Annotated in this window: 7 protein-coding genes (1 of these 7 cut by a window edge); all 7 read left to right on the forward strand. The window is 60.3% G+C overall.

What is annotated here, in order from left to right:
• Positions 1–17782, forward strand: the 3' end of a protein-coding gene (locus tag DOLE_RS03145; RefSeq protein WP_012174041.1) for a DUF4347 domain-containing protein. It extends 20444 nt beyond the left edge of the window; the window shows 17782 of its 38226 coding nt (coding positions 20445–38226); its start codon lies beyond the left edge, outside the window; it ends in the stop codon at positions 17780–17782.
• A 53-nt stretch (positions 17783–17835) separates the two neighbouring features.
• Positions 17836–18963 (forward strand): DUF3467 domain-containing protein, encoded by a 1128-nt coding sequence (locus tag DOLE_RS03150; protein WP_012174042.1) that lies wholly within the window; start codon positions 17836–17838, stop codon positions 18961–18963.
• A complete protein-coding gene (locus tag DOLE_RS03155) occupies positions 18960–19886 on the forward strand; it encodes a radical SAM protein (protein ID WP_012174043.1) in 927 nt (308 codons plus the stop codon). The genes DOLE_RS03150 and DOLE_RS03155 overlap by 4 nt, the downstream gene beginning before the upstream one ends.
• The gene (locus tag DOLE_RS03160; protein ID WP_012174044.1) at positions 19876–20739 is read left to right on the forward strand and encodes a hypothetical protein; all 864 of its coding nucleotides are present in this window, start codon (positions 19876–19878) and stop codon (positions 20737–20739) included. The genes DOLE_RS03155 and DOLE_RS03160 overlap by 11 nt, the downstream gene beginning before the upstream one ends.
• Entirely contained in the window at positions 20726–21766 is a 1041-nt protein-coding gene (locus tag DOLE_RS03165) for a methyltransferase (protein ID WP_012174045.1), read from the forward strand. Before DOLE_RS03160 ends, DOLE_RS03165 begins: the two co-directional genes overlap by 14 nt.
• 161 nt (positions 21767–21927) lie before the next feature.
• Entirely contained in the window at positions 21928–22281 is a 354-nt protein-coding gene (locus DOLE_RS03170) for a DUF3467 domain-containing protein (RefSeq protein ID WP_012174046.1), read from the forward strand.
• A gap of 255 nt (positions 22282–22536) precedes the next feature.
• The gene (locus DOLE_RS03175) at positions 22537–24384 is read left to right on the forward strand and encodes an HlyD family efflux transporter periplasmic adaptor subunit (RefSeq protein ID WP_012174047.1); all 1848 of its coding nucleotides are present in this window, start codon (positions 22537–22539) and stop codon (positions 24382–24384) included.
• Positions 24385–24388 lie beyond the last annotated feature (4 nt).

The raw sequence follows: 24388 nt of genomic DNA on the forward strand, positions 1-24388 counted from the left end.
GCCTGTCGATACCTATACCCCCGACGACGGCTGGCGCTACGGCTGGACCATGCTTCAGCAGGAAGGCATTTTATATACCAGCCATGTGCAGAAGAGCGCCTGGCTGGGTATTGACGCGCTGGCATCCGATCCGGCGGTGGAGAACAATAAGCATTCCGAGCCCCTGGGCCAGCCGACCATCACAGGAACGGGGCCCTATTTTTACAAGGATACGGATATTACTGATGATTACACCTATCTGCACACCCAGCAGACCATCGCCACCGAGGACTGGAAGCTGACAGATAAACGGGTGGACAGCACCTGGTACGGTGAGAAAACCTATCATACCTGGTGGAAAAAGGAAGAAACAGTAGAGCACACCTACACTCACACTATTTCCGCCGACCGTCCCTTTGATATTACCTTCCTCGGTCATGACCAGGGCCAGGTTACCATCGATTCCCACGGGGACGTCGTTTTCCAGGGGCCGATCCTGAACCCTTCGGGCACCACCCGGATTGAGACCGACGGCGTGATTCAGCAGGCCGGGGACAGTGCTTACGTGAATGGCCTTCGTGTCGAGCTGGACGCGGAAAAAGGTATCGGCAGCAACACGGCACTTAACACCAACCTGGCCGACGGCCCCGTGTATCAATATACCTCTGTTTATACCGGATACCCCGACGACTACGCGGACGAGAGCAAGCGGGGAATGACCACCCTTACCACCAATGACCGGGTAAAACTGGCCGCGGATTATGCCGGCGGTGGCGAGCCGGGCGCGGTTTACCGGTATACCGGGGATCCGGCCGACCGGGATCTGCGGGTCCAGGATTACAGCGACACCAGCCTGTGGGAGAAGGTCGACCATCGGCCCAGTCTCAGCGCTGTTACCACGTCCGGGAAAATTCAGATCAACGAGATCATCGGCGACCTGTTTGTCGATCAGGTTCAGACCGGCCACGATGCCATGGGCTCGGGAAGCAATGTGGCCCTGACGGCCCAGGGCGGTATTTATGTGGCCCAGACCCCTGAAGGCGGCTGGTATACCGGCCTGGTGCAGGGCGGAACAATTGAACTGACGGCGGGAAACGGCGGCATCGGCAACAGCGCCAGCCATCCCCTTACCCTTGATTCCGGCACCCTGCTGAAAGATCACGTGGCGATTTCCACCGTGGGCGATGTTTACCTGAAGGAGGTTTCGGGGGATCTGCGGTTAAAGAAAATCGATGCATCGGGCAAGAATGTCTATATCGAGGTTGCCAATGGTTCCCTGCTGGATGTCAACCAGGACGCGACAAGGGACGAGCGGACCTACAACGAGCTGAAGGATGGGGTTTGGAGCGACCTTGCGCTGACCGACAGCACCGGGGCCCAGGGCAAGATCGACAATATCGTGCTCTCGTTTCAGATGACCAGGCAGCAGGAATATCAGACCTACTGGATCTATCGTAACACGCAGCCCGATCCTTCCGTCTATGATTCGAATCATACTGTAACCCTGTCCGCGGCGGACGAGGCCGCGTATCGGGCATTTTACGCCGACCTGGGAAAGACGGAGGCGGAAATCGACGACGCCATCACCACACTGGAAAACAGCCGCACCACCCAGTACCATACCCTGCACACCCAGTTTGACGACTATTTTTCCGACCGGGGACAGGCATTCCCCGCCAGTTACGATTCGGGCTTTGTCTATGAACTGAGCCCCGACGAGGAGAGCACCCTTCGCGGGAGCGTCAAGGTCTGGACCGAGGAGGAACTGCTTTACGCCATCGGGGCCGGGCTGCTGAAGCCGGTCTCAGATACCCAGGCCACTATTGAGGATCCCAATGTGGTGGGCGCTGATGTGACCCTTATCACCACGGGTGGTGTGGGCAACGCCGGCGGGCGGATCGTCATTGATCTGACCAGCGGCGATTTTCACCTGACATCCGACGAGCGGGTGGCCATGGCCGCGGCCGAGCGGGATGACGTGGCCTACTGGGGTGAATCCGCCACCGCCACCGTCAAGTTTGTGGATGCCGGCACCGCGGACCAGATCGTCCGGACCGACGGCCAGACATGGACCGGTTTTGCCGAGGGCGACCGGATTCGGGTCACCGGCAGTACGGATAATGATGATTACTACCTGATCACGGAAGTAAATGGCGCTACGATCACCCTGAGCGCCGATGATGCCCTGGTCAACGAGACCGGTGCCACCGTGAGCTTTCAGCACGAGGTGCTGGATCCTCTGGACACCTCCCTGGTCAAGGAGACCATCACCATCGACCAGAAGGAAGACGTGGACGTGGAGGCTTCCGGCGAGATCAACATCACGGCCGGCGGTAACGTCTACCTGGGGTCGGAAAGCAACCTCAACCTCGACACGGTCCGGGCCGGGGAGACGGTCCGCATCAAGGGCAGCCAGGGCATTTACAATGTGGCCCTTTCCGGTGAGACCAACGTGATCAGCGGGGACCTGGTCCTGGAAGCGGCCGCGGCCTCCGTCGGAACCGGCGATAATCCCATTACCGTGAACCTGAACGGCGAGGCCACCACCACGGCCCGGGCCGGTACGGATATATATATCAACAGCGTCGGCGACACCCTCTACGTGGGGACCATGTATGCCAGGACCGGCGGGGTGTACTTGCAGGCCGACGGTTCCATCGTGGACGGGTTTAATTCCTATTTTGAGAACATTCGGGCCAACGTGGTGATTCTTACCGCCGGCGGCGGTATCGGTGAACCGGGCGACTACCTGGATGTGAATATCCTGGGAACCGGGACGTTGACGGCCACGGCTGGGGGCTCTATTCGAATTGCCGAAACCGACGGCAACATGTATGTCAATCGGGTCACCTCCAGCGGGGGTGACGTAGATCTGAAGGCGCACCAGTCCATTCTGGACGCCAATGAAGACATCGCGGTGGATGTGACCGGCAACACCATCTCTTTGACCGCGGAAGTCGGCGGCATCGGCGTGTCGGGCAACGACCTGGACATCGACAGCGCCCACTCCGGTCCCGGCGTGGTGAACGCATCCAGCCTGCTGGGCAATATTTACATCATTGAACCCGACGGCGATCTTTCTCTCGGGCAGGTGGGCACAGGAGATGCCTATACCGCTTTTATAACCGTGCCCATGGGCAGTATCTTCAACGGCCTGACCGGCGACGGCACCAACATCACCTCCGGCAAGACCTACCTGGTCGCAAAGGACCATATCGGACAGGAGGGTGCGTCCATAACAACCGCGGTCGGCAACCTCGAGGGACTGGCCACCACCGGCAGTGTCTGGATCGCCAACCTCGGCGCCCTGACCGTGGGCGGCGTTGTGGAGGAGGAAAAGCCAGGTATCCTCAGCGGCGGGTCGGTGACCGTCGGCGCCGGCAGCCCGGTTTACCTGCAGGAATCCATCACCGCGGCAAGCGGGAACATCACAATCACATCCTATGACGATAATGACGATGATGGCACCTATCCCTGCGGCCTTGCCAGGACAGACGACATCTATGTCCCGGAAGGTGTATTCCTGAATGCCGAGGCCGGAAACGTCATTCTCAGGGCCGGGGACGATCTGTTTATTGACGGTACAGTGTCGGCGGCGGGTGATGTCATCATGTATATCGATTTTGGCAATGCCGATCCCGGCGTGGGGGGCACGGTCCACATCTCCGCCGTTGCCACTGTCATTGGCAGCCAGGCCTTTATCTACGGCGACAGCGATGACGACCACTTTCCAATGATTGAACCGCTGTATGACATTGCCGGCGCTGTTACCCTGACCGGTTTCGGCGGCAGCGATCTGTATGAAATCGAACTGTACGGCATTGGCGCGGCCCTGTTCAATGTGTATGACGAAAGCCCCGCGGCCGACCTGGGCAATGACAGCCTGCGGATTTACGCCACGGATGAGGCCGATGTTTTCCTGTTCCGTCCCGGCGCCATCATCAGCCTGGAAATGGACGAAAACCGGGTGCCGGTGGAAAACGGCGTGGTGGAACGGGTCAACTACAACGGCGACATCAATGCCGGGGTGTATGTATTCGGCCGCGACGGGGACGACACCTTTGTGTTTGACGACACCAATTCACCTGTCACCGTCTACGGAGATGCCGGAGACGACACCTTCCAGGTGGGCCAGATGTTTGAGTCCCCCCGGGCCGCCAATGCCGGCCTGGCCCCTGAAGACTGGTTTGACACCACCCTTACCACCCAGGGGTATTTGTCCAACGGCATCAGCTTTCCGGCGACGATGTACGGCGGTGTCGGCGAAGACACCTTCACGGTTTATCGCAACCTGGCCGAGCTTTCCCTTTATGGGGAGGAGGACAACGACACCTTTATCGTCCGGGCGTTTGTGAAGGTGGATCCCAACGATCCCAAGGCGCCCTTTACCAATATCAACGGCGGCCAGGGCGCGGATTTTATCTCCTATACCGTCAACGCGCCGGTCAACATCGAAGGGGGTGACGGCACCGACACCCTGACCGTGGTGGGCACCGAGTTTGGCGATGATTTTGTGGTGACCGACAGCGGCGTCTACGGCGCCGGTCTGTTTGTCCGGTACGGCGGTATTGAAGAGGTGGTGGTCAACGCCCTGGAAGGCAACGACACCTTTTTTATCGCCTCCACCAGTGAAGATGTGGCGGTATCCCTTATCGGCGGTCTGGGCAGTGATGACTTTAACGTGGGCGGCGGTACCGACGGCGAGCCGATTTCCGTGGTGAGCAATGACCTCTTGGGCCACAGCGGCCTGATCGACCTGCTGGTAAACAGCGATCTCGCCGATTCTGACTATGCCGGGGTTTTTGCCCAGGACGTGGCCGTTAATGTGATGGATGCCGATGCAGCGGGCGTTACGGTTCGTCTGCTGGAGGGCTCTTTGCGGGTTTTTGAGGACGGAACGGCACCCGCGGGCCTGGTCATGGCCCAGTATGCCGTGGCCCTGACGCGGCCGCCGGAAGAGGATGTTCGGGTTACGGCCAGCGCCACGCTGCCCACGGAGGCCGATATTGAAGCCGGGGGGCAGGGCATTGCCCTGAATGGAAACGAGCAGGGGGTGACGCTGCTGTTTGACGACAGCAACTGGTATGTTGAGCAGATTATCACCGTCACCGCACCGGACGACGCACTGACCGAGGGGTTGCGGACCTATGAGATCAAGCACAGCGTGGTCCAGGGGCGCTCTGCCGAGGACGGCGATGCGTACGATGGCCTGGCCGTACGCAGCCTGACGGTGGAGGCGGTTGATAATGACGCGCCCGGTGTGGTCATTGCCCAGCAGGGCAATGACACAGTGGTGTTTGAAAAAGAAGAGATTCGGGCCTCTGATAAGTACACGGTGGTGTTGACATGCGCGCCGGAAACCGACGTAACCATCAATATCAGCGACCTGTCCGGCGGCCAGATCGACATTGTCAATGCCGGCGGCACGGCGATTGATCACCTGGTTTTCACGGTCGATAACTGGGACATTCCGCAGGATGTTTATGTCCGGGCCGTGGATGAGGGTGTGGCTGAGGGCACCCATTTTGCCAGGATCGTCCACGAGATCGTCACCACGGCGGGCACAAACTACGACGGCGTGGGAGTGTCGCAGCTGGATGTGAGGATCATTGATGGTATTCCAGGGGTATACGTGGAGCAGACCGGCGGATCCACCGATGTGGTGGAGCCCACCGATGACGTGCTGCTGGGGGTCGGGCAGGTCAGCCAGCCGGCGAATGTCGATGACACGACTATTGTCGCGGATTTCGGAGCCGCCGTGATCAATGAAGCCGCCGGCAACAACGCCTTTCAGATGCCTCAGGATCTGGAGCTGGGAGGATGGGGGATCAATTACAGTGACGAGATCGGCGACAGGGAGGACAATACTTCTTTGACCCGCCCCCACATCACGGTTCAGGCGACCGGAGACGACACGGTGGACTATTTTTCCTTTGAGGTCACCCAGGCCATGCTTGACACCGCCGGTGGTGCCGTTGCCGTGACCCTTGATATCGACCATGGTTTCGAGGCCGATTTTGTTGCCGGGGAATACGATTCGATCTGGTGGATTTCCACCCTGGCCCTTACCGGCCCGTCGGGCGATACCGTTTACGGCGCGATCAGCAATCCCGCCTGGGGGCAGGCCGGCAGCAGCACGTTCTATGATGCCTATCTTGAGACCGCGGTGTCTGAAGCCGGCACCTACACGATTAAGGTGGGAGACCTGCTGGGCCTGATTCTGGGTACCGGCGAAGGGCTCCCCTTGGGAGCCGATTATGACCTTCACGTATCGGTGGAAGCCCATGACGTGGATACCTTCACCTATGAGGCCCGGCCTCAGTTCGAGGATGAAAAGGGCAACAATACCGGGCAGTCCATTGAAGATACGGACTACTGGTACACCTATTTTAACCCCGATATCGGGGACCAGGAAAACCCGGCCGGCGGCGTCATCGATTCCAACACCGCCTACACCTCGATCATCGGTGATGGAGACGGCTCATGGGACAAATATACCTTTGAAGTCACCCAGGCCATGCTGCTCCCGGGAGCCGGCCTGGTGAGCGGCATTGCGGACAGCAGCCAGTATTACCTGGATGCCGGCATTCGGCTCAACGGCGATGTGATGGCAAACGATGTCTGGACCATCACGATCAACGGTCAGGATTACGCTTATACGGTTCAGGATACGGACACCACCCTGGCCGATATCATCAGCGGACTGGCCGGTGAGATCAATGACCTGGCCGATGATTCTGCGGATGACTACTACAGCGTTACCGCGGCCCTGAACAGCACGGACCCGGCGGTCCTGGACCTTTCAGATCCCAACGGGTTTATTTTTAACGGATTGACCCAGACGGTTCAGGCGGCCGGCCGGGTCACCCAGACCCTTGATACCGGCGGCGTTTATTTTACCTCGGCCGATATTGTTTTTGACCCGGCCGCTGTGATTACGGCCGGTGATGTCTGGTCAGCAGTGATAAATGGCACGACCGTCGATTACGAGGTACAAACCGGTGACACCCTGGCCACGGTGATTGACGAACTGGTCGGCGACATAGACGGGACGTATGCGCCGGAGCGGATTGGCGACGCCACCCTGCGGCTGACCGATGCCACGGGCTTTACCCTGAACTTTGCGCAGGCCGGGGCCAGTCCGGAAGCAACGGCTGTGATTACCGGAACAGTGATGGACGCCGAGGCCGAATCCGTTTCCTGGCAGACGGTTACGCTGGATCTGACCGGTACGCCTGTTTACGGACAGACATGGACCCTGACCTTTAACGGCAGCGCGGACGCCGCGTACACGGTGGACGACGGCGACACGCTTGCGGATATCGCCGCGGGGCTGAAAGCGGACGCCCCGGCCGGCTACACGATCCTGGCCAACGGCCGTTCTGTAACGGTGAGCCGGCTCAATGGCGACAGTTTTACCGTGGACCTGGAGATCACCCAGTCCCCGGCGGACATGCCCGGCGTGGTGGACGGAGACGCCAGCTACTGGTCCGAGGCAAAGGTGGTGTTTGCCGGGCCGGTGAATGTCGGAGAAACCTGGACAATGACCCTGACGGACACCAGCGGTGCTGCCACTGTTTATTCGTACGATGTTCAGGACGGTGATGATATCGATGATGTCGGAGACGCCTTTGAGGATCAGATTGCCTCTGCCTCCTATAGAAACCGCAGCAACACCCTGACGATTACCGAGGCCGGGGGTGTGAGTGTTGCGCTGGACATTACCGCGGCTTCGACCGCCCAGGGGACCATGACGGTAAGCGCTACGAACAGCATTGCGGCGTTGACCGCCGTGGATATCGACCTTTCCGGCACTTCCCTGACCACGCCTCCCGCGGAGAAGTGGGAGCTGACCCTGGATGGGGTCACTTATGAATATTCCGCCGGTTCCGACGACACCGTGGATACGGTGGGGCAGTGGTTTGAGGACAACGAGGCCATCGCGAATGCGGGCTTTGCGGTTACCTATGATGATACAACGGATACGGTCTCGGTTTCCAGGACGGATACGGGAGTGTTTACCTGCGGTTTTTCCGTGGGCGGCAGTGGTTCGGCCACATTCGATACCACTGAAAGCACCAGCCATTATGCCCAGGCGGTCTTCGACCTCGGCGGGTCGGCCCAGGTCGGTGAGATATGGACCCTGACCCTGGACGGTGTGGATTACACCCGTGAGATCAGTGGGCTCGTCTATACCGTTGACAATGTGGGGCAGCGGTTTGACTGGAGCTCGACGATTTCTTCCGCGGGGTTTGATGTCGACTACAACACGCGGACCAACAGGCTTACCGTGACGCGGGAAGACGGCCGGGCCTTTACCGCCTCGGCGTCGGTAAGTCCGCCGCCGGTGACCGGCACGGCAGTTGTGGATCTGGACAACAGCAGCGCCAGCCATTACACCCGGGCCGACATCGACCTGAACAGGCCGGTTGCCGCCGGAGAGACCTGGGAATTAACGGTGACGCAGTTGGACGGCACCGAAACCACCCACACTTATGTGGCGGGCGATGAGACGGGTGACGGCACCGTTGACGCCGATGATGTAGGCGCCTGGTTTGCCGGTCAGCTGGGAGCCGCCGCCTCTTATGACGCTGATACAGACACCCTGACGATCACGGATGCTGACGGGGTACAGGTCGCTTTTTCGATTATTGTTAACGGCAGTGCCGTGTTCAGCGGCACGCCCGATGCCGGCTGGAGCGCCGATATTCAGATCAACGGGTCGTTCGCGGCCGAAGATCAGTGGTCTCTGACCCTTGACGGCACCCCTTACGCACCTTACACGGTTGATGCCGCCGATACCGGCCTGGATGATGTGGCAAGCGGGCTGGGCGATATCGTGGACGCCGATTATACCGTTGACGTGACCGGTAACACCCTGCATGTGACAAACGCCGATGGGTCGGCTGTTCTGGTGAACCAGGTGGCGCAGCTAAGGACGGTCGCCGGTGCGCAGGTGGCCGGCGGCACGCAGGACGGCCTGGAACACTGGATCGATGTCACTATCACCCTGCAGAAGGAAGGCCCGCTGCTTGAGGGCGAACTGTGGGCCGTGACGATTCACGGCGTTACCTATGAATATACCGTCCAGGAAACCGGGGAGACACTGGCGTATGTGGCCTCTCAATTGAAGTCCGTCCTGGAGGCCGCCCCGGAACTGGCCGGCGCCACCATTAGCGCCAGCAGCGGGGTAATTTCCATCACCGGGCTCAATGGCGACACGGTTGATGCATCCCGGGGGAACGGCACGGTGCTGGGGATTTTCGACATTGATTACGGGAGTGTGCTCAAAAACGTTCTCTATGAGCAGACGTATATCACCACTGATCTGCCCTGGGGTGGTTCCGCAACGTTTCCGGGGCCGCTTGTTCCCCATGATATCATGACCAGTTTTTATCTCCGGCTGGTGGATGTTGACAGTGACGAGGTGCTGGCCACGAGCACCTATGCCGACTGGGTGGACAAGGGCAGCACCACCCCTGCGGACCCGTTTCTTTCTTACCTGTTTGAAGAGGACGGTCTTTACCGGATCGAGGTGGGTACTTACGCCGACTCCCTGGACGGTTATGTGGCCGACATGATCCGCGGGGTGAAGAAGGGGCTTTCCTACCAGCTCAACGTGTCTTTGCAGAACCACGCGGTCAATCCGGACGTGATCAGCCTGGAAGGCAGGACCCTGACGATCACCGAAGGGGCGGGAGCGGGCCAGTCCTTTATTATCGATGGTTATGACCCGGCAACCAGCACGTTTACCCTGGACAGCGCGCTTGTTGCAGCGGTGGACCGTACCAGCCGGTTCGAGGTCTCATACGACATTCTGGATTTTACTGCGTATGCCGAAACCACGGACACCTTCACAGTGGTACTGACGGCACCGCCGGCGGATGGGGAAACAGTCACGGTGGATGTGGCCTCCGTTATTACCCGGACCTACAACTCGGACCTGGCCTTTGTGGACGAGGCGAACAACGGGGAGCGGGAGGACTATCAGGTTTATGTAAACGGTGTCCTGAGTGACGTTCTGACATTTGACGCAAGTAACTGGTACCTCCCGCAGGATGTGACCGTTACGGCCATTCACGACAACGTGGTGGACGGCAGCGACGCCCAGATCTTCCCGGCCATGGAAGAGCGGGTGGCCTATATTCGCGGACCGCTCACCATTAACGGTGGCGAGGTGACCAGCGAGGAACTGATCCTGGAAGCACCCTACATGCTGCCGGGCGAAACCAACGAGCTGATACCGGACGGCGATATCGAGTCCGCCGGTACCAACGGCAGTGGAAAAGCCACGCTGACGGATAGCGATATCACCCATTATGACCCCCAGTACGGGCAGGTGGGCGGATTTGATCCACGAATGAACGACGCCCTCTACCAGGTGAAGATTCTTGACGGCGATCTGGCCGGCACCATCATGGACGTGGAATCGGTGGACGGGAACACCATTACGTTTGTTCAGGACTGGCCCGGCGGCGTGGCCCCGGCAGCCGGGGTCCATTATTACTACATGCCGGTCAATCCCAACATGCGGGTGAATGAGGCCGACCAGGTCGATACCCTGAATGTGTTCAACGGTGACAGCCCGTCGAACGACACGGGCGTGTTAACAGCGGACCGGCTTTACGGCCTGGGCATGGGACCGGACACGGTCATTGCCGGCGAGGAAGTGCCCGGCGGCATTCAGTATGCCAACCTGGAGGTGTTGAACCTGGAGCTGGGGTACGGCAGCGACACCCTGACCATTGAGTCGACCCACCAGGGCGCTACCACGGTTTCCGGCGGTGACGGAGACGACACCATCACCGTCAGAACCATCGCCGGCCACACCGTTGTGGATACCGGCGACGGTGCGGACACCGTCTGGGTCGGCAGTGACGACGGGGTGGCAGACCAGATCAACGGTCTGCTGACCCTCGTGGCCGGTGGAGACGGGGACGCCGTTTATATCGACGACAGCCAGGATGCCAGCGACAATGCCGGCACCCTGACCCAGACCACCCTGACCGGACTGGATATGCCCTCGGTGGCGGATGTTCAGACTGTCAGCGTGCGTGCCGAGAGCGGCAGCTACCTTCTGACCACGGCCGGCTTCGGGACCGCCGCCGGTCTGGCGGATTCGGCCAATGTTACGCGGACCCCCGATGCGGCTACGGTGACCATTGATTTTGATCTGTATACTGATGATACCGACCTGGTCCGCCTGCGGCTGGAGGAACTCTACGGGGTGTCCGGCGGTATCCAGGTGACGGAAACGGTTGATGGCTTCACCAAGACATACACCATTGTGTTTGCCGGGGATCTGGCAGGGCTCGATCTGCCCCAGCTGGTCTGGGCCGAGACCCTGGATACCACGGACCTGGTTGTGGGAGATCCGGACAGCTCAGTCGATGTGGAAACCGGGACGGTTCAAAACGGCACCACGGCTTCCCTGCTTAATACCGTTCAGGCGCTGACCGTGGATGCCGGTGCTGATGCCGGCGGCACCTACCGGATCGGTCTGCGCGGGTTTGAAACGGTCTACAATGCGAGACGGGACTGGACAGATTACGTTTACACGGGGAATCCGGACCTGGTCGTGTGGACCGACCCCATCGCCCACGACGCCGATGCCGAGGCGGTGTACGCCGCCCTGGCCCCGATCCTGAATCCGAACAACAGCCGTGACGACCTGCCATGGACCCATAACGTGGCGGTCCGCAAGATTGATAATGTGCTGTTTGTTACCTTCCAGGGTGAATATGGCGACCTGGAGATCGCACAGGAAGATATCGATACCACCGGCCTGACCGGCACGGTGGATATCGGACTGGATACGCGCGTCAATGGAATCAACTATTACGGCGTGGAAACCCTGAACATTGACCTGGGCGCCGGCAACGACCGGTTCAATATCAAAGGCACGGTGCCGGAAAGCCGGCTCAACCTTACCCTGGGCGCCGGAGATGATACGGTCAATGTGTATGACGATGCCCGGTCCCTGGACGCGATTCAGGCCGAGGTCAACATCGACTTCATGGCCGGCACCAACACCCTGAACGTGGACGGCTCAGGTGATACGGCACCGGATGACAGTATCATTATTACCAATGGTTCTATTACCGGCCTGGCGCCGGGGGATATCAATTACCAGAGCACCGGCGGCAACATGGCCGGGGGCATAACGATCTGGAGCGGCACCGGCGGAGACACCATAGCGGTTGACAGTACCCATCGCACCGACGGCGTGCGGACCATAACCACCCTGAACACCAACGAGGGGAATGACAGCGTCACGGTTTTGCTTGATGCCGATACGGACGGATTCTTTGTGGTCAATGCGCAGGCCGGGGATGATACCGTGGACGGTTCTGCCTCCAGCCGGTCCCTGGTAATTTTTGGCGGAGACGGCGCGGATGAAATTTACGGGGGCAGCGGTGATGACATTGTCTTTGGCGACCAGGGCCGGGTCTACTATCGAAATGAAACCGGCGAAGTGGTCACTTCCCTTGGCAATGGTACGCCGATTGCGGGCAATACGGTTGAAGTAACGTCTACCTGGGATTTTTCGGCAAACACGGACCCGCTGACCAGTTCCCGGGTAATCCGCCTGGACGGCGGCGCTGAAAACGGCGAAACATGGTCCGTTGGTATAAAAGAGAACGGCACAACCCTGGTCTCGGTTGCCTGCACGGTTGTCGATGACGTGGCTGAGACCCCTGAAACCATTGTTGCACAGCTTGCCCTGCTGCTGGAGGCTGAACTGGCCGCCCAGGGCCTTGCCGGTTATACGGTTGATGCCCAGGGCAGCAACCTGATCATCAGCAACACCAACGGGTTTTTGAAGTTTTCGGTGACCCATGGTGTTATCACGGAAGATCGGACCGACGGCGTGGCCCGGACGCCTGTGAATATTTTCACGGTTGATCCGGGTATCGGCGGCATGGATACGATTGATGCCGGTGACGGTAATGAAACCATTTTTGGCGGGTTCGGCGCGGATACGATCACAGCCGGTGCCGGGGACCACGTGGTAATGGGCGATAACGGCGTTGTTGAATACGACACCGACGGCGCGCCCATGGTGCTTGAGACTACGGACACGGCCGGCCATCCCGAATACGGCGGGGACGATACCATCACCATCACCGGTGACGGGAACAACCATATTCTGGGCGGCATGGGCAGCGACACCATTGGCACGGAAGCCACCACCGCCGGGACCACGGACGTGATCCTGGGTGACAACGGCCGGGTGACCTACGCGGGCGATACCGGCGCACTGGAACTGTCTGAGATCGTGTCCGCCGAGACCTCCACCGGCGGAGACGATCAGATCACCACCGGCGACGGTGACAAGCACATCTTCGGCGGTTATGGAGTCGATACGATCACGGCCGGAGCCGGAGACCATGTGGTAATGGGCGACAACGGCGTTGTTGAATACGACACCGACGGCGCACCCCTGGTGCTTGAGACCACGGACACGGCCGATCATCCCGAGTACGGCGGGGATGACACCATCACCATCACCGGCGACGGGAACAACCATATTCTGGGCGGCATGGGCAGCGACACCATTGGAACGGAAGCCACCACCGCCGGCACCACGGATGTGATCCTGGGCGACAACGGCCGGGTGACCTACACGGGCGCAACCGGCGCACTGGAGCCGTCTGAGATTGAGTCCACCGAGATATCCACCGGCGGAGACGATCAGATCACCACCGGCGATGGAGACAAGCACATTTTCGGCGGTTATGGAGTCGATACGATCACGGCCGGGGCCGGAGACCATGTGGTAATGGGCGACAACGGCGTTGTTGAATACGACATCGACGGCGCGCCCCTGATTCTTGAGACCACGGATACGGCTGACCATCCCGAGTACGGCGGGGATGACACCATCACTATTACCGGTGACGGAAGCAACCATATCCTGGGCGGCATGGGCAGCGACACCATTGGAACGGAAGCCACCACTGCCGGCACCACGGACGTGGTCCTTGGCGACAACGGCCGGGTGACCTACGACGGTCCTGTAGGCGGTCTTGAGCTCTCCGGTATTGAGTCCACCGAGATATCCACCGGCGGAGACGATGTGATCACCACCGGCGACGGTGACAAGCACATCTTCGGCGGTTATGGAGTCGATACGATCACTGCCGGTGCCGGGGATCACGTGGTAATGGGTGACAACGGCGTTGTGTCATACGACACCGACGGCGCACCCATGGTGCTTGAGACCACGGATACGGCTGACCATCCCGAGTACGGCGGGGATGACACCATCACTATTACCGGTGACGGAAGCAACCATATCCTGGGCGGCATGGGCAGCGACACCATTGGCACGGAAGCCACCACTGCCGGCACCACGGACGTGATCCTTGGCGACAACGGCCGGGTGACCTACGACGGTCCTGTGGGCGGTCTTGAGCTCTCCGGTATTGAGTCCACCGAGATATCCACCGGCGGAGACGATGTGATCACCACCGGCGATGGAGACAAGCACATTTTCGGCGGGTTCGGCATTGATACGATCACTGCCGGCGCCGGGGATCACGTGGTAATGGGTGACAACGGCGTTGTTGAATACGACACCGACGGCGCGCCCAGAGTTCTTGAGACCACGGATACGGCTGACCATCCCGAGTACGGCGGGGATGACACCATCACCATCACCGGCGACGGGAACAACCATATCCTGGGCGGCATGGGCAGCGACACCATTGGAACGGAAGCCACCACTGCCGGCACCACGGACGTGATCCTTGGCGACAACGGCCGGGTGACCTACGACGGTCCTGTGGGCGGTCTTGAGCTCTCCGGTATTGAGTCCACCGAGATATCCACCGGCGGAGACGATCAGATCACCACCGGCGATGGAGACAAGCACATTTTCGGCGGGTTCGGCATTGATACGATCACTGCCGGCGCCGGGGACCACGTGGTAATGGGCGACAACGGCGTTGTGGCATACGACACCGACGGCACGCCCAGAGTCCTTGAGACCACGGACACGACCGACCATCCCGAGTACGGCGGGGACGATACCATCACTATTACCGGTGACGGGAACAACCATATTCTGGGCGGTATGGGCAGCGATACCATCGGCACGGAAGCCACCACCGCCGGGACCACGGACGTGATCCTTGGCGACAACGGCCGGGTGACCTACGACGGTCCTGTAGGCGGTCTTGAGCTCTCCGGTATTGAGTCCACCGAGATATCCACCGGCGGAGACGATGTGATCACCACCGGCGATGGAGACAAGCACATTTTCGGCGGGTTCGGCATTGATACGATCACGGCCGGCGCCGGAGACCACGTGGTAATGGGCGACAACGGCGTTGTGGCACACGACACCGACGGCACGCCCAGAGTCCTTGAGACCACGGACACGACCGACCATCCCGAGTACGGCGGGGACGATACCATCACCATTACCGGTGACGGAAGCAACCATATCCTGGGCGGCATGGGCAGCGACACCATTGGCACGGAAGCCACCACTGCCGGCACCACGGACGTGATCCTTGGCGACAACGGCCGGGTGACCTACGACGGTCCTGTGGGCGGTCTTGAGCTCTCCGGTATTGAGTCCACCGAGATATCCACCGGCGGAGACGATGTGATCACCACCGGCGATGGAGACAAGCACATTTTCGGCGGGTTCGGCATTGATACGATCACTGCCGGCGCCGGGGATCACGTGGTAATGGGTGACAACGGCGTTGTTGAATACGACACCGACGGCGCGCCCAGAGTTCTTGAGACCACGGATACGGCTGACCATCCCGAGTACGGCGGGGATGACACCATCACCATCACCGGCGACGGGAACAACCATATCCTGGGCGGCATGGGCAGCGACACCATCGGCACGGAAGCCACCACCGCCGGCACCACGGACGTGATCCTGGGTGACAACGGCCGGGTGACCTACGCGGGCGATACCGGCGCACTGGAACTGTCTGAGATCGTGTCCACCGAGATATCCACCGGCGGAGACGATGTGATCACCACCGGCGATGGAGACAAGCACATTTTCGGCGGGTTCGGCATTGATACGATCACGGCCGGCGCCGGGGACCACGTGGTAATGGGCGACAACGGCGTTGTGGCATACGACACCGACGGCACGCCCAGAGTCCTTGAGACCACGGACACGACCGACCATCCCGAGTACGGCGGGGACGATACCATCACTATTACCGGTGACGGGAACAACCATATTCTGGGCGGTATGGGCAGCGATACCATCGGCACGGAAGCCACCACCGCCGGCACCACGGACGTGATTCTTGGTGACAACGGCCGGGTGACCTACGACGGTCCTGTTGGCGGCCTGGAACTGTCTGAGATCGTGTCCACCGAGATCTCCACCGGCGGAGACGATGAGATCACCACCGGCGACGGTGACAAGCACATCTTCGGCGGTTATGGAGTCGATACGATCACAGCCGGCGCCGGGGACCACGTGGTAATGGGTGACAACGGCGTTGTTGAATACGACACCGACGGCGCGCCCAAGGTTCTTGAGACCACGGACACGGCCGACCATCCCGAATACGGCGGGGATGATGTGATCGACATCACCGGGGACGGCGACAATATTGTTTTTGGCGGCATGGGGTCTGACCACATTACGACCCGTAACGGTACGGACGTCATCTTTGGAGACAACGGCCGGACCACCTATGCCGGCCCGGTAGGCGGGCTGCACCTGGATCGTCTTGAAAGCCTGCTGCCAACCTCCGGCGGTCCGGACACCATTGCAACCGGGAACGGAACCAAATACATTATTGCCGGATTCGGTGACGATACGGCGGAAACCGGCACCGGCGATGATATCCTGATCGGCGATAACGGTGTGGTGCTTTATGACACCAACGGCCTTCCCGCACTGGTATATGGCACGAATCCCGACGTCGGCGGCGACGATCTGCTGCGCACCGTTGACGGTACCAATATTTTTATCGGCGGTGATGGCAGTGATACCATGCATGGCGGCGCGGGCCGGGATGCCATGTTCGGGGACGGCGGCAAGGCAACCCTGGAGGAAGGGGCCTGGCGCGTGCTTGAAACCATTGATCCCTTTATCGGCGGCAACGATTTTATTGACGGCGGCCCGGGCAGGGATGTCATGATGGGCGGTGCCGGGAATAACACGTTCGTGGGCAACCTGGCCGATGACGTGATGATCGATCGTTACGGCCGGGCCACTTTTATTCCGGAGACACAGATGGCGGTTTCCGTGATCCGGCTGGACACCATCAGCCTGATCGCCAATGTTCAGGAGAAGCTGGAAGGCGGCAGCAATATCGGGGAGGTACCGGATGTCAATGTTCCGCTTTACGGGGAAGCCCGCCATGGAACAGACGGTCTGCACCGGACGGGCTTTGGGGACGGCGGCAAGACAGCCGGTTTTACAGCGGCGGTGACGGCTGCGTCCCTGCATCATCACGGAGACTACGAAGCGATACCCCTGAAGACGGAACCGGAAGAGCAGCTTCCCGAAGCGGCTGAAGAAGGAAAGGCGACCGGCACCGACGGGCGTGACGTTCCGCCGGCAAAGGATGCGCTGGTTCCGGTATCAAGTATGCCGGACCATGCCACGATAGCCGCAACCGAAGCCGCCGGCACTGCCGAGGAGCCTTCAGCCGGTTCCGGCGCTGTGATTGCCGGTATCATGGGATGGAAGGTGTTGACCGGTGGCGCGGTGGCGGGCAGGGGGGCCATTGACCGGCAGTCCTTCAAAGACCTGGCGGCACGGCAGAACAAGAAACGGTTCAAACGGTGGACCAGCGTGGGGTAAAGCATGATGATAATGGTCCGATTCGTTGCAGCAGCGCAGACAGCAGGCCGTTTATGAGTGGGGCTGGTCCCAGAGAACGCTATGCCCGGGACACCCGGATCATTGAAACCCGGGAGGAGATCACCCTCTGTTTCGGCGCCGTCGGCCGGTCCACCCCAGGCGATTCGGAACCGGTCATTGACACGGCCACACACGTTATTCTTACCCCGCCGGCGGCCAAGCGGCTTTCCCAGGTGCTCATGGCGGCCCTGGCCCGCCATGAGTCCCTCTACGGCGTCATTGATCCGCCGGTCCCGCCCCGGATAAAGGAGCCTGATGCCACGGCTCTTGCCGGGGGGGCCGGGCACTCGCCGGGCGTGGACCGGCTGCTTCGCCTGGTGGAAGGCCTCGGTGTCTATTCCGCGCTGGAACGCTCCTTTAAGCTTTTTCCCGGTGTGATTCTGGGAGACCGGGTTCTTGTGGGGTTTAACACCGATGCCCTTGCCGTCGATGACCGGGACGACCGACTGCTTGGCGTCTGCCGGAACCTCGGCATGCCGGAGCGGTTTGAGAAAATCTATCGCGAGCGCCTGCCGGAGTCCAACGTCATCCTTTTCGGTTACGAGGGAAATGAAACCGGTGGCGGCACCTGCAAGGCCTACCTGGAGTTCAGCGGACTGTACATAACAGCGGCAACAAAGGACCCGGACACGCCGCCCTCCGCACTGCTTCACCTGGGATTTAAATGGGATGTTGCCGACAGCCGGAAGGCGGCCCTGGCCCGTTATACCTCCCATGTCGGAATGTCGTCAGAAGAGATGCTCAAAAGGGTGGCGCAGCGGTTTTACGCTTCCGAAGCCACGGCGTCTTATGAAATCGTCCGCGGCATCGTTCAACACGCCGCCGGGACGATGGCACCCGAGGACTTTTTGTATCTGGAGGTGGAAGAGGAGGGCAATCCCCGCCGGTCTTACGACATCAACATGTATCGGGCCGGGTTCACGTTGAAGGACCTCTACCCCTGGCTGCGGGAGGCCTGTCGTATCAACGGCATCGGCCCGGAGACCTTTCACCGGTTTTACGAGCCCATGAAGCACCGGTTGTTCGGGCATGTTTCCGGCGGGCAGGACAGGGAGGGCAGGGACTTTCTTACTTTTTATTACGGTGTGTCGGGCGGCACGGAGCCGGCGGAAGAACGATGACGAGGGACCGTGTTGACCTGAAAGATTATGTCGTTGTTTCCCTGTGGTTCGGCTGCAACAACGATTGCACCCTCTGCATGCTGGCCGGGCTTCGGCAGAACCTGCCGCCCATTGGGTTTGACCGGTTTCGGGAAGTGATCACCGCGGTCCGCCGGCAGGGGCGGTACAGGAACCTGATCCTGTCCGGAGCCGAGGTGACCACCTTTGAGGAGCTGCCGCAATATGTGAAATTTGCCGCTTCCCTGGGGTGGTTCAAAAAGATACAGGTGCAGACCAACGGCCGGCGCCTGGCCGACAGGGCATATCTTCAGGCCCTGGTGGACGGCGGGGTAAACGAGTTCTTTGTCAGCATTCACGGCACCGGGGCCGTGCATGACACCATCACCCGGCGCCCCGGATCCTACCATGAAACCATGCAGGGGCTTCGCAACCTGGCCGTGTTGAATGTGAATGTCATCACCAACACGGTCCTGACCACGGCCAACTGCCATGACCTTGAGAACATCATGGCCGTGCTGTCCGCGGAGCGAGTCAGCGAGTTTCATCTGTGGAATTTTTTCCCCATGAGAAAGACGGACCAGAACAGCCTGGTCGTGGACCTGGAAACGGTTGTCGGCCTTATTCCAAGGCTGCGGGAGATGCTGGGACCGGTTGCGCGGCCCCTGGTGCTAAAGGCCTTTCCCCACTGCCTGTCCGCCGTGCCGGGCGTGGTGTTTGACGGCCGGTTCCCGGAGACGGTGCTGCCGGCAGCCTTCTGGCGGGCCTTTGACAAGAGCCGGTTCGGTTTGTGTGTCCATCGGCACCGGTGCGCGGACAACCTGTGCTGGGGCCTTTCGGATGCCTACCGGTCCCGGTTCGGAGACGAACAAGACCGGCTTTTTCCTCTGGCCGGCCCCGGAAAAGAGAGTTCCCATGAAGCGTGATGCTGAATACATTGGCCCCGAAGATGTTTTTTACGATTACTGCCTTCATGCGTATACACCGCCTGTGCCGGCGCAAGGAAAGCTCCGTTCCGTCAACCTGCTGCGCCATTCCTTTGCGGTGCAGGGCGTGGGCGAGGCCATGTACGATCTTGTGGAGGGGCTTCGCCATACCGTCGGCACGGGCAACACGGTCTGGGGACTGAAGATGGCGGGAACGGCCATCGCCTGGGAGTACTATTTTTACGATTACCGGCGACGGGACCGGGAGCGGTCCATGTCCCGGGTGCTTCAGGCCATGCGGCCCTGGGTAACCCCCCGGGTGGTGCCCAATGAAAACCTGCACTATTTCATGTTCTCCATCGACATCACCGACGACCTGCTGGGCGGGGACGGTTACCTTGACCGGGTTCACATGTATATCGGCACGCCCGGCAGCACGGTGTCGGCCGGTATCTGCTACGCCCTCACCGGAAAGGGGGCAGCACTGGAAAATCTCTACTATTTTTTTCGGCCCGCTGACCAGATGGATGAAATCGCCTTCAAGATCGCCTGTTCGGCCCATGTCGACGACCTGCGCATTGCCCTGGACGCGATCCTGTGGCCGGAGCTGCGGCAATGTCGCACCATCTGCTGTGCCAACAAGTCGGAATGTGACTGCATCTATTTTTCAGGCATCACGGTGGATCAGTTTCTCTTTTTTCTTGAGAAAATGGCATATCCGGATTCCATCATCGCTTTTGTCAGGAAGAACCGGGACCGGCTGGACCACCTGCTGTTTGACGTGGGAATCGATTACCGGATGGAAAACGGCCGGCTGGTGATTCCCAAGAGCGGGTACTATGGCACCTTCTAACCCGGATAACACGGCCAGGGACTATCTTGTGGTGGACCGCTTCATGGGCACCATGATCCATGCAGAGGCCCTGGCCACGGCCTTTGAGATCGGCGTGGTGGACTGTCTGATCAGCCGGGGCCCCGCATCCTCCGGGGTGCTTGCGGAGCGGCTTTCAGCAACGCCGGACGGCATGGCACTGCTGCTGGATATTCTGATCGAAAGCGGGGTCGTGGCGGAGAAGGACGGCGCCTGCGCACTGGCGGACAGTTTTTTAAAGGCGCTCTGTTTTCGGGACCTGATGGAGGCCAGGCTGTTCATGGCCCGCATGGCGGCCCAGGATCTGCTGGGCGGTTTTGCCGATCTGGTGACGGACCGGGCCCGTTTTATGGACCGGGCCCGTTTTCACCGGCTGTTCGCCTATGACCGCTGCTTTGGTACGGATGCGGCGGACCGCCGGGCCACTGCCCGGTGGATGCGGATCACCACGGTCCTGACCCGGTATGAAGCGGCGGTGTGCATGGCGCACCACGATTTTTCTCCCTATCGCCGCCTGCTTGACGTGGGCGGCAACAGCGGCGAGTTCGCCCTGCGCCTGTGTCGGCGTCATACCCGCCTGCGGGCCACGGTGTTCGATCTGCCCCTGGTCTGCGAGACGGGCATGGCCCATGTCGGCGGCGAACCCGAGGCGGACCGGATTGCCTTTGTAAAGGGCAACGCCCTGGCCGATGCTTTTCCCGCCGGTCATGACCTGGTGGTTTTCAAGTCCATGCTGCATGACTGGCCGGACGATGAGGCCCGGCAGCTTATTCAAAAGGCGGCCCGGGCCCTGTCTCCCGGTGGACGCCTGTTGATTTTCGAGCGAGCACGCTACGTTTCCGGCAAACAGCGGCTGAGCCATGCCGTGCTGCCGTTTCTGATTTTTTTTCACAGTTACCGGGCACCGGCGGTTTACGCGGACTTCATGAAGGCCGCCGGGTTTTCAGATATTCAGGTTGACAGCATCGACCTGGAGATGCCGTTCATGCTGGTTACCGGGCGGCTGTAGCCCGCAGTTTGACGCAGAGACTGCGGGAAAAGGCCATTTATGGATGGAAACTAAGGAATATCGAAGGTTTCCGTTGACACCCCCTGCCGGATGCGGTATGTAGACAACACAGCAGGCAGGTGGTTTTTTCTTACGACATTTTCATTTCGGGAGGTATGCAGATGGTACAGAAAAAAGATGGTGACACGGGCAAAGGCAACCCAACGGCCGGCGTGGACGAGAAAAAGACCACGATCAAGTGGGACGTGGCTGGAATGCAGACCAGCTATGCCAACGTCTGCAACGTGTCGAGCACCCGCGAGGAGTTCACGATTCTGTTCGGGATCAACAAGACCTGGAATCCCGAGCAGCGCGAGCTGACCGTTGACATGAGCGACCGGATCATCCTCAATCCCTTTGCCGCCAAGCGCATGGCCATGCTGCTGTCCAACGTGATCCGTCAGTATGAAGACCGCTACGGCGAAATCGCCCTGGATCCGGCGGAGAAAATTCCGGAGACCCAGGGAAACGCCTGATCGTCTGAAGGCTGTTTTTACCGCTGTGCCACATGGGGCGTTATCGCCCCATGCTGTTTTTCCGGCAGCCATTGCCGGGAATGCCGGGGGCGAATGCGAACCTTTTGTTAATGACGTCTTCCGGCAGGGACGTAACGTGGCTCAAGCGGCCTATAACAGTTCGTGCTTTTTTAAAAAACGGCCGAACTTTATACAACAGGCTGTGCTTGATATGAATACCTATCCATCGAAACACTTCATGAAATATTCAGGCTAATGGGACCTCATGCCGACCCACAGACCACAGCCTCTCAACAGGGCCAGACCCTCTGGTCCGGCCTGGTCGCAACGGACCGGGAGACATTCTTTTCTTCATGGCTTGCGATTCAGTGCTCTCTGATTCGGGAATGCCGCCAGGCGGTCCTGGTGCTTGGCGAACCCGGTACCGGGCAGTATCTTCCCGTAGCGGCATGGCCTGAAGGCGGAAACGAGGGGGAGCGCCTGGCCGATGTTCTGGACCAGACCCTGGCCGAGCAGGAAGGTATGCTGGTCGGACTTGAGCCCGTGGAGGGCGTTGCCTGTTACGGACTTGCCTATCCCATAAAGGTGGATGGCGAATGTGTGGGCGCCGTGGCCGCCGAGGTGGCGGCAACCCGCGAAGACCGGCTTCGTCCTGCCATGGAGAGCCTTCAGTGGGGGGCGATCTGGATCGAGAACTGGTACCGCCGGCGCCGCAACCTGGAAGACGGTGATATTCTCACCCGGCTCAAGGGAGCGGTGGATATTCTGGCCGGCGTACTGGCGGAAACCCGCTTTGACGGTGCCGCCATGGCCTTTGTGACGGCGGTTGCCACGCGGCTCAACTGCGACCGGGTCAGCCTCGGCCTGATTCGGAAAAAATTTGCCCATGTGGCGGCGGTCTCCCACTCCGCCGTGGTGGGCCGGAAGATGAACCTGCTTCGGGCCATCGGCGCGGCCATGGACGAGGCGGTTGCCCAGCGCGCCGAAATTACCTACCCCCCCCCTCCCGAGGCCCAGCCCTTTGTTCTGCGCGATCACGAACACCTGGCCCTCAAGCACGGCACCCAGGCCATCCTTACAATACCGCTTCACGGCGGGGACCGGTACTACGGCGCCGTCACCCTGGAGCGACAGAAAGACCGGCCTTTTACCGCCGATGAACTGGCCTATGTTAAAAGCATTGCCGCGCTTTCCGGGCCGGCCCTGGAAAGCCGGCACCACCAGGACCGGCCTGTGGTGGTGCTGGCCTTCCAGGCCCTGAAGCGCCAGGCGGCCAGATTGCTGGGTGCCGGGTACACCGGCAGAAAGGCAGTGGCGGCGGCCCTGCTGCTGACGGCTCTGGTGCTTACCTTTGCCAGGGGGGATTACCGGATTTCAACGGATATGGTGCTGGAGGGGGCCGTGCAACGATCCGTGGTGGCCCCTTTTGACGGGTTTATCGCGGCGGCACCGGCCCGAGCCGGAGACGTGGTGGTGGCGAATGACCTGTTGTGCGCCCTGGACGACCGGGATTTCCGGCTGGACCGAATTCACTGGCTGGGCCGGATGAATCAGTACCGCCGCCAGCTTCAGGACGCCGTGGCCCGTGGCAACCGGGCCGAAGCCAACATCATTCAGGCCCAGCTGGATCAGGCCGCGGCCCAGCTGGAAATGGCGGAAACCCGTCTTGAACGTGTCGGCCTGCGAGCCCCCTTTGCCGGCGTGCTGCTCAGCGGCGACCTGACCCAGCGGCTGGGCGGAGCCGTTCGCCAGGGAGAGGAGCTTTTTCAGATCGCCCCCCTGGACGCCTACCGCGTGATTCTCAAGGTCAATGAACGCCGCATTACCGATGTGGTCGAAGGGCAGTCCGGCACCCTGGTTCTTTCGTCCCTGCCGGAAGAGACCTATGGTTTTACGGTGACAAAAATTACGCCCGTGACCACCCCCGAGGAAGGCAACAACTATTTTCGCGTGGAAGCCGCTTTGGACTCGCCGTCGCCATTGCTTCGTCCGGGCATGGAGGGGGTGGGTAAAATTCACGTGGACCGGCGGCTTCTGGTGAGCATCTGGACCCGGCCTCTTTTTGAATGGGTGCGGATCAAGATATGGTCCTGGTGGCCCTGACAGG

The organism is Desulfosudis oleivorans Hxd3 (genome assembly GCF_000018405.1).
In the GTDB taxonomy this organism is placed as follows: domain Bacteria; phylum Desulfobacterota; class Desulfobacteria; order Desulfobacterales; family Desulfosudaceae; genus Desulfosudis; species Desulfosudis oleivorans.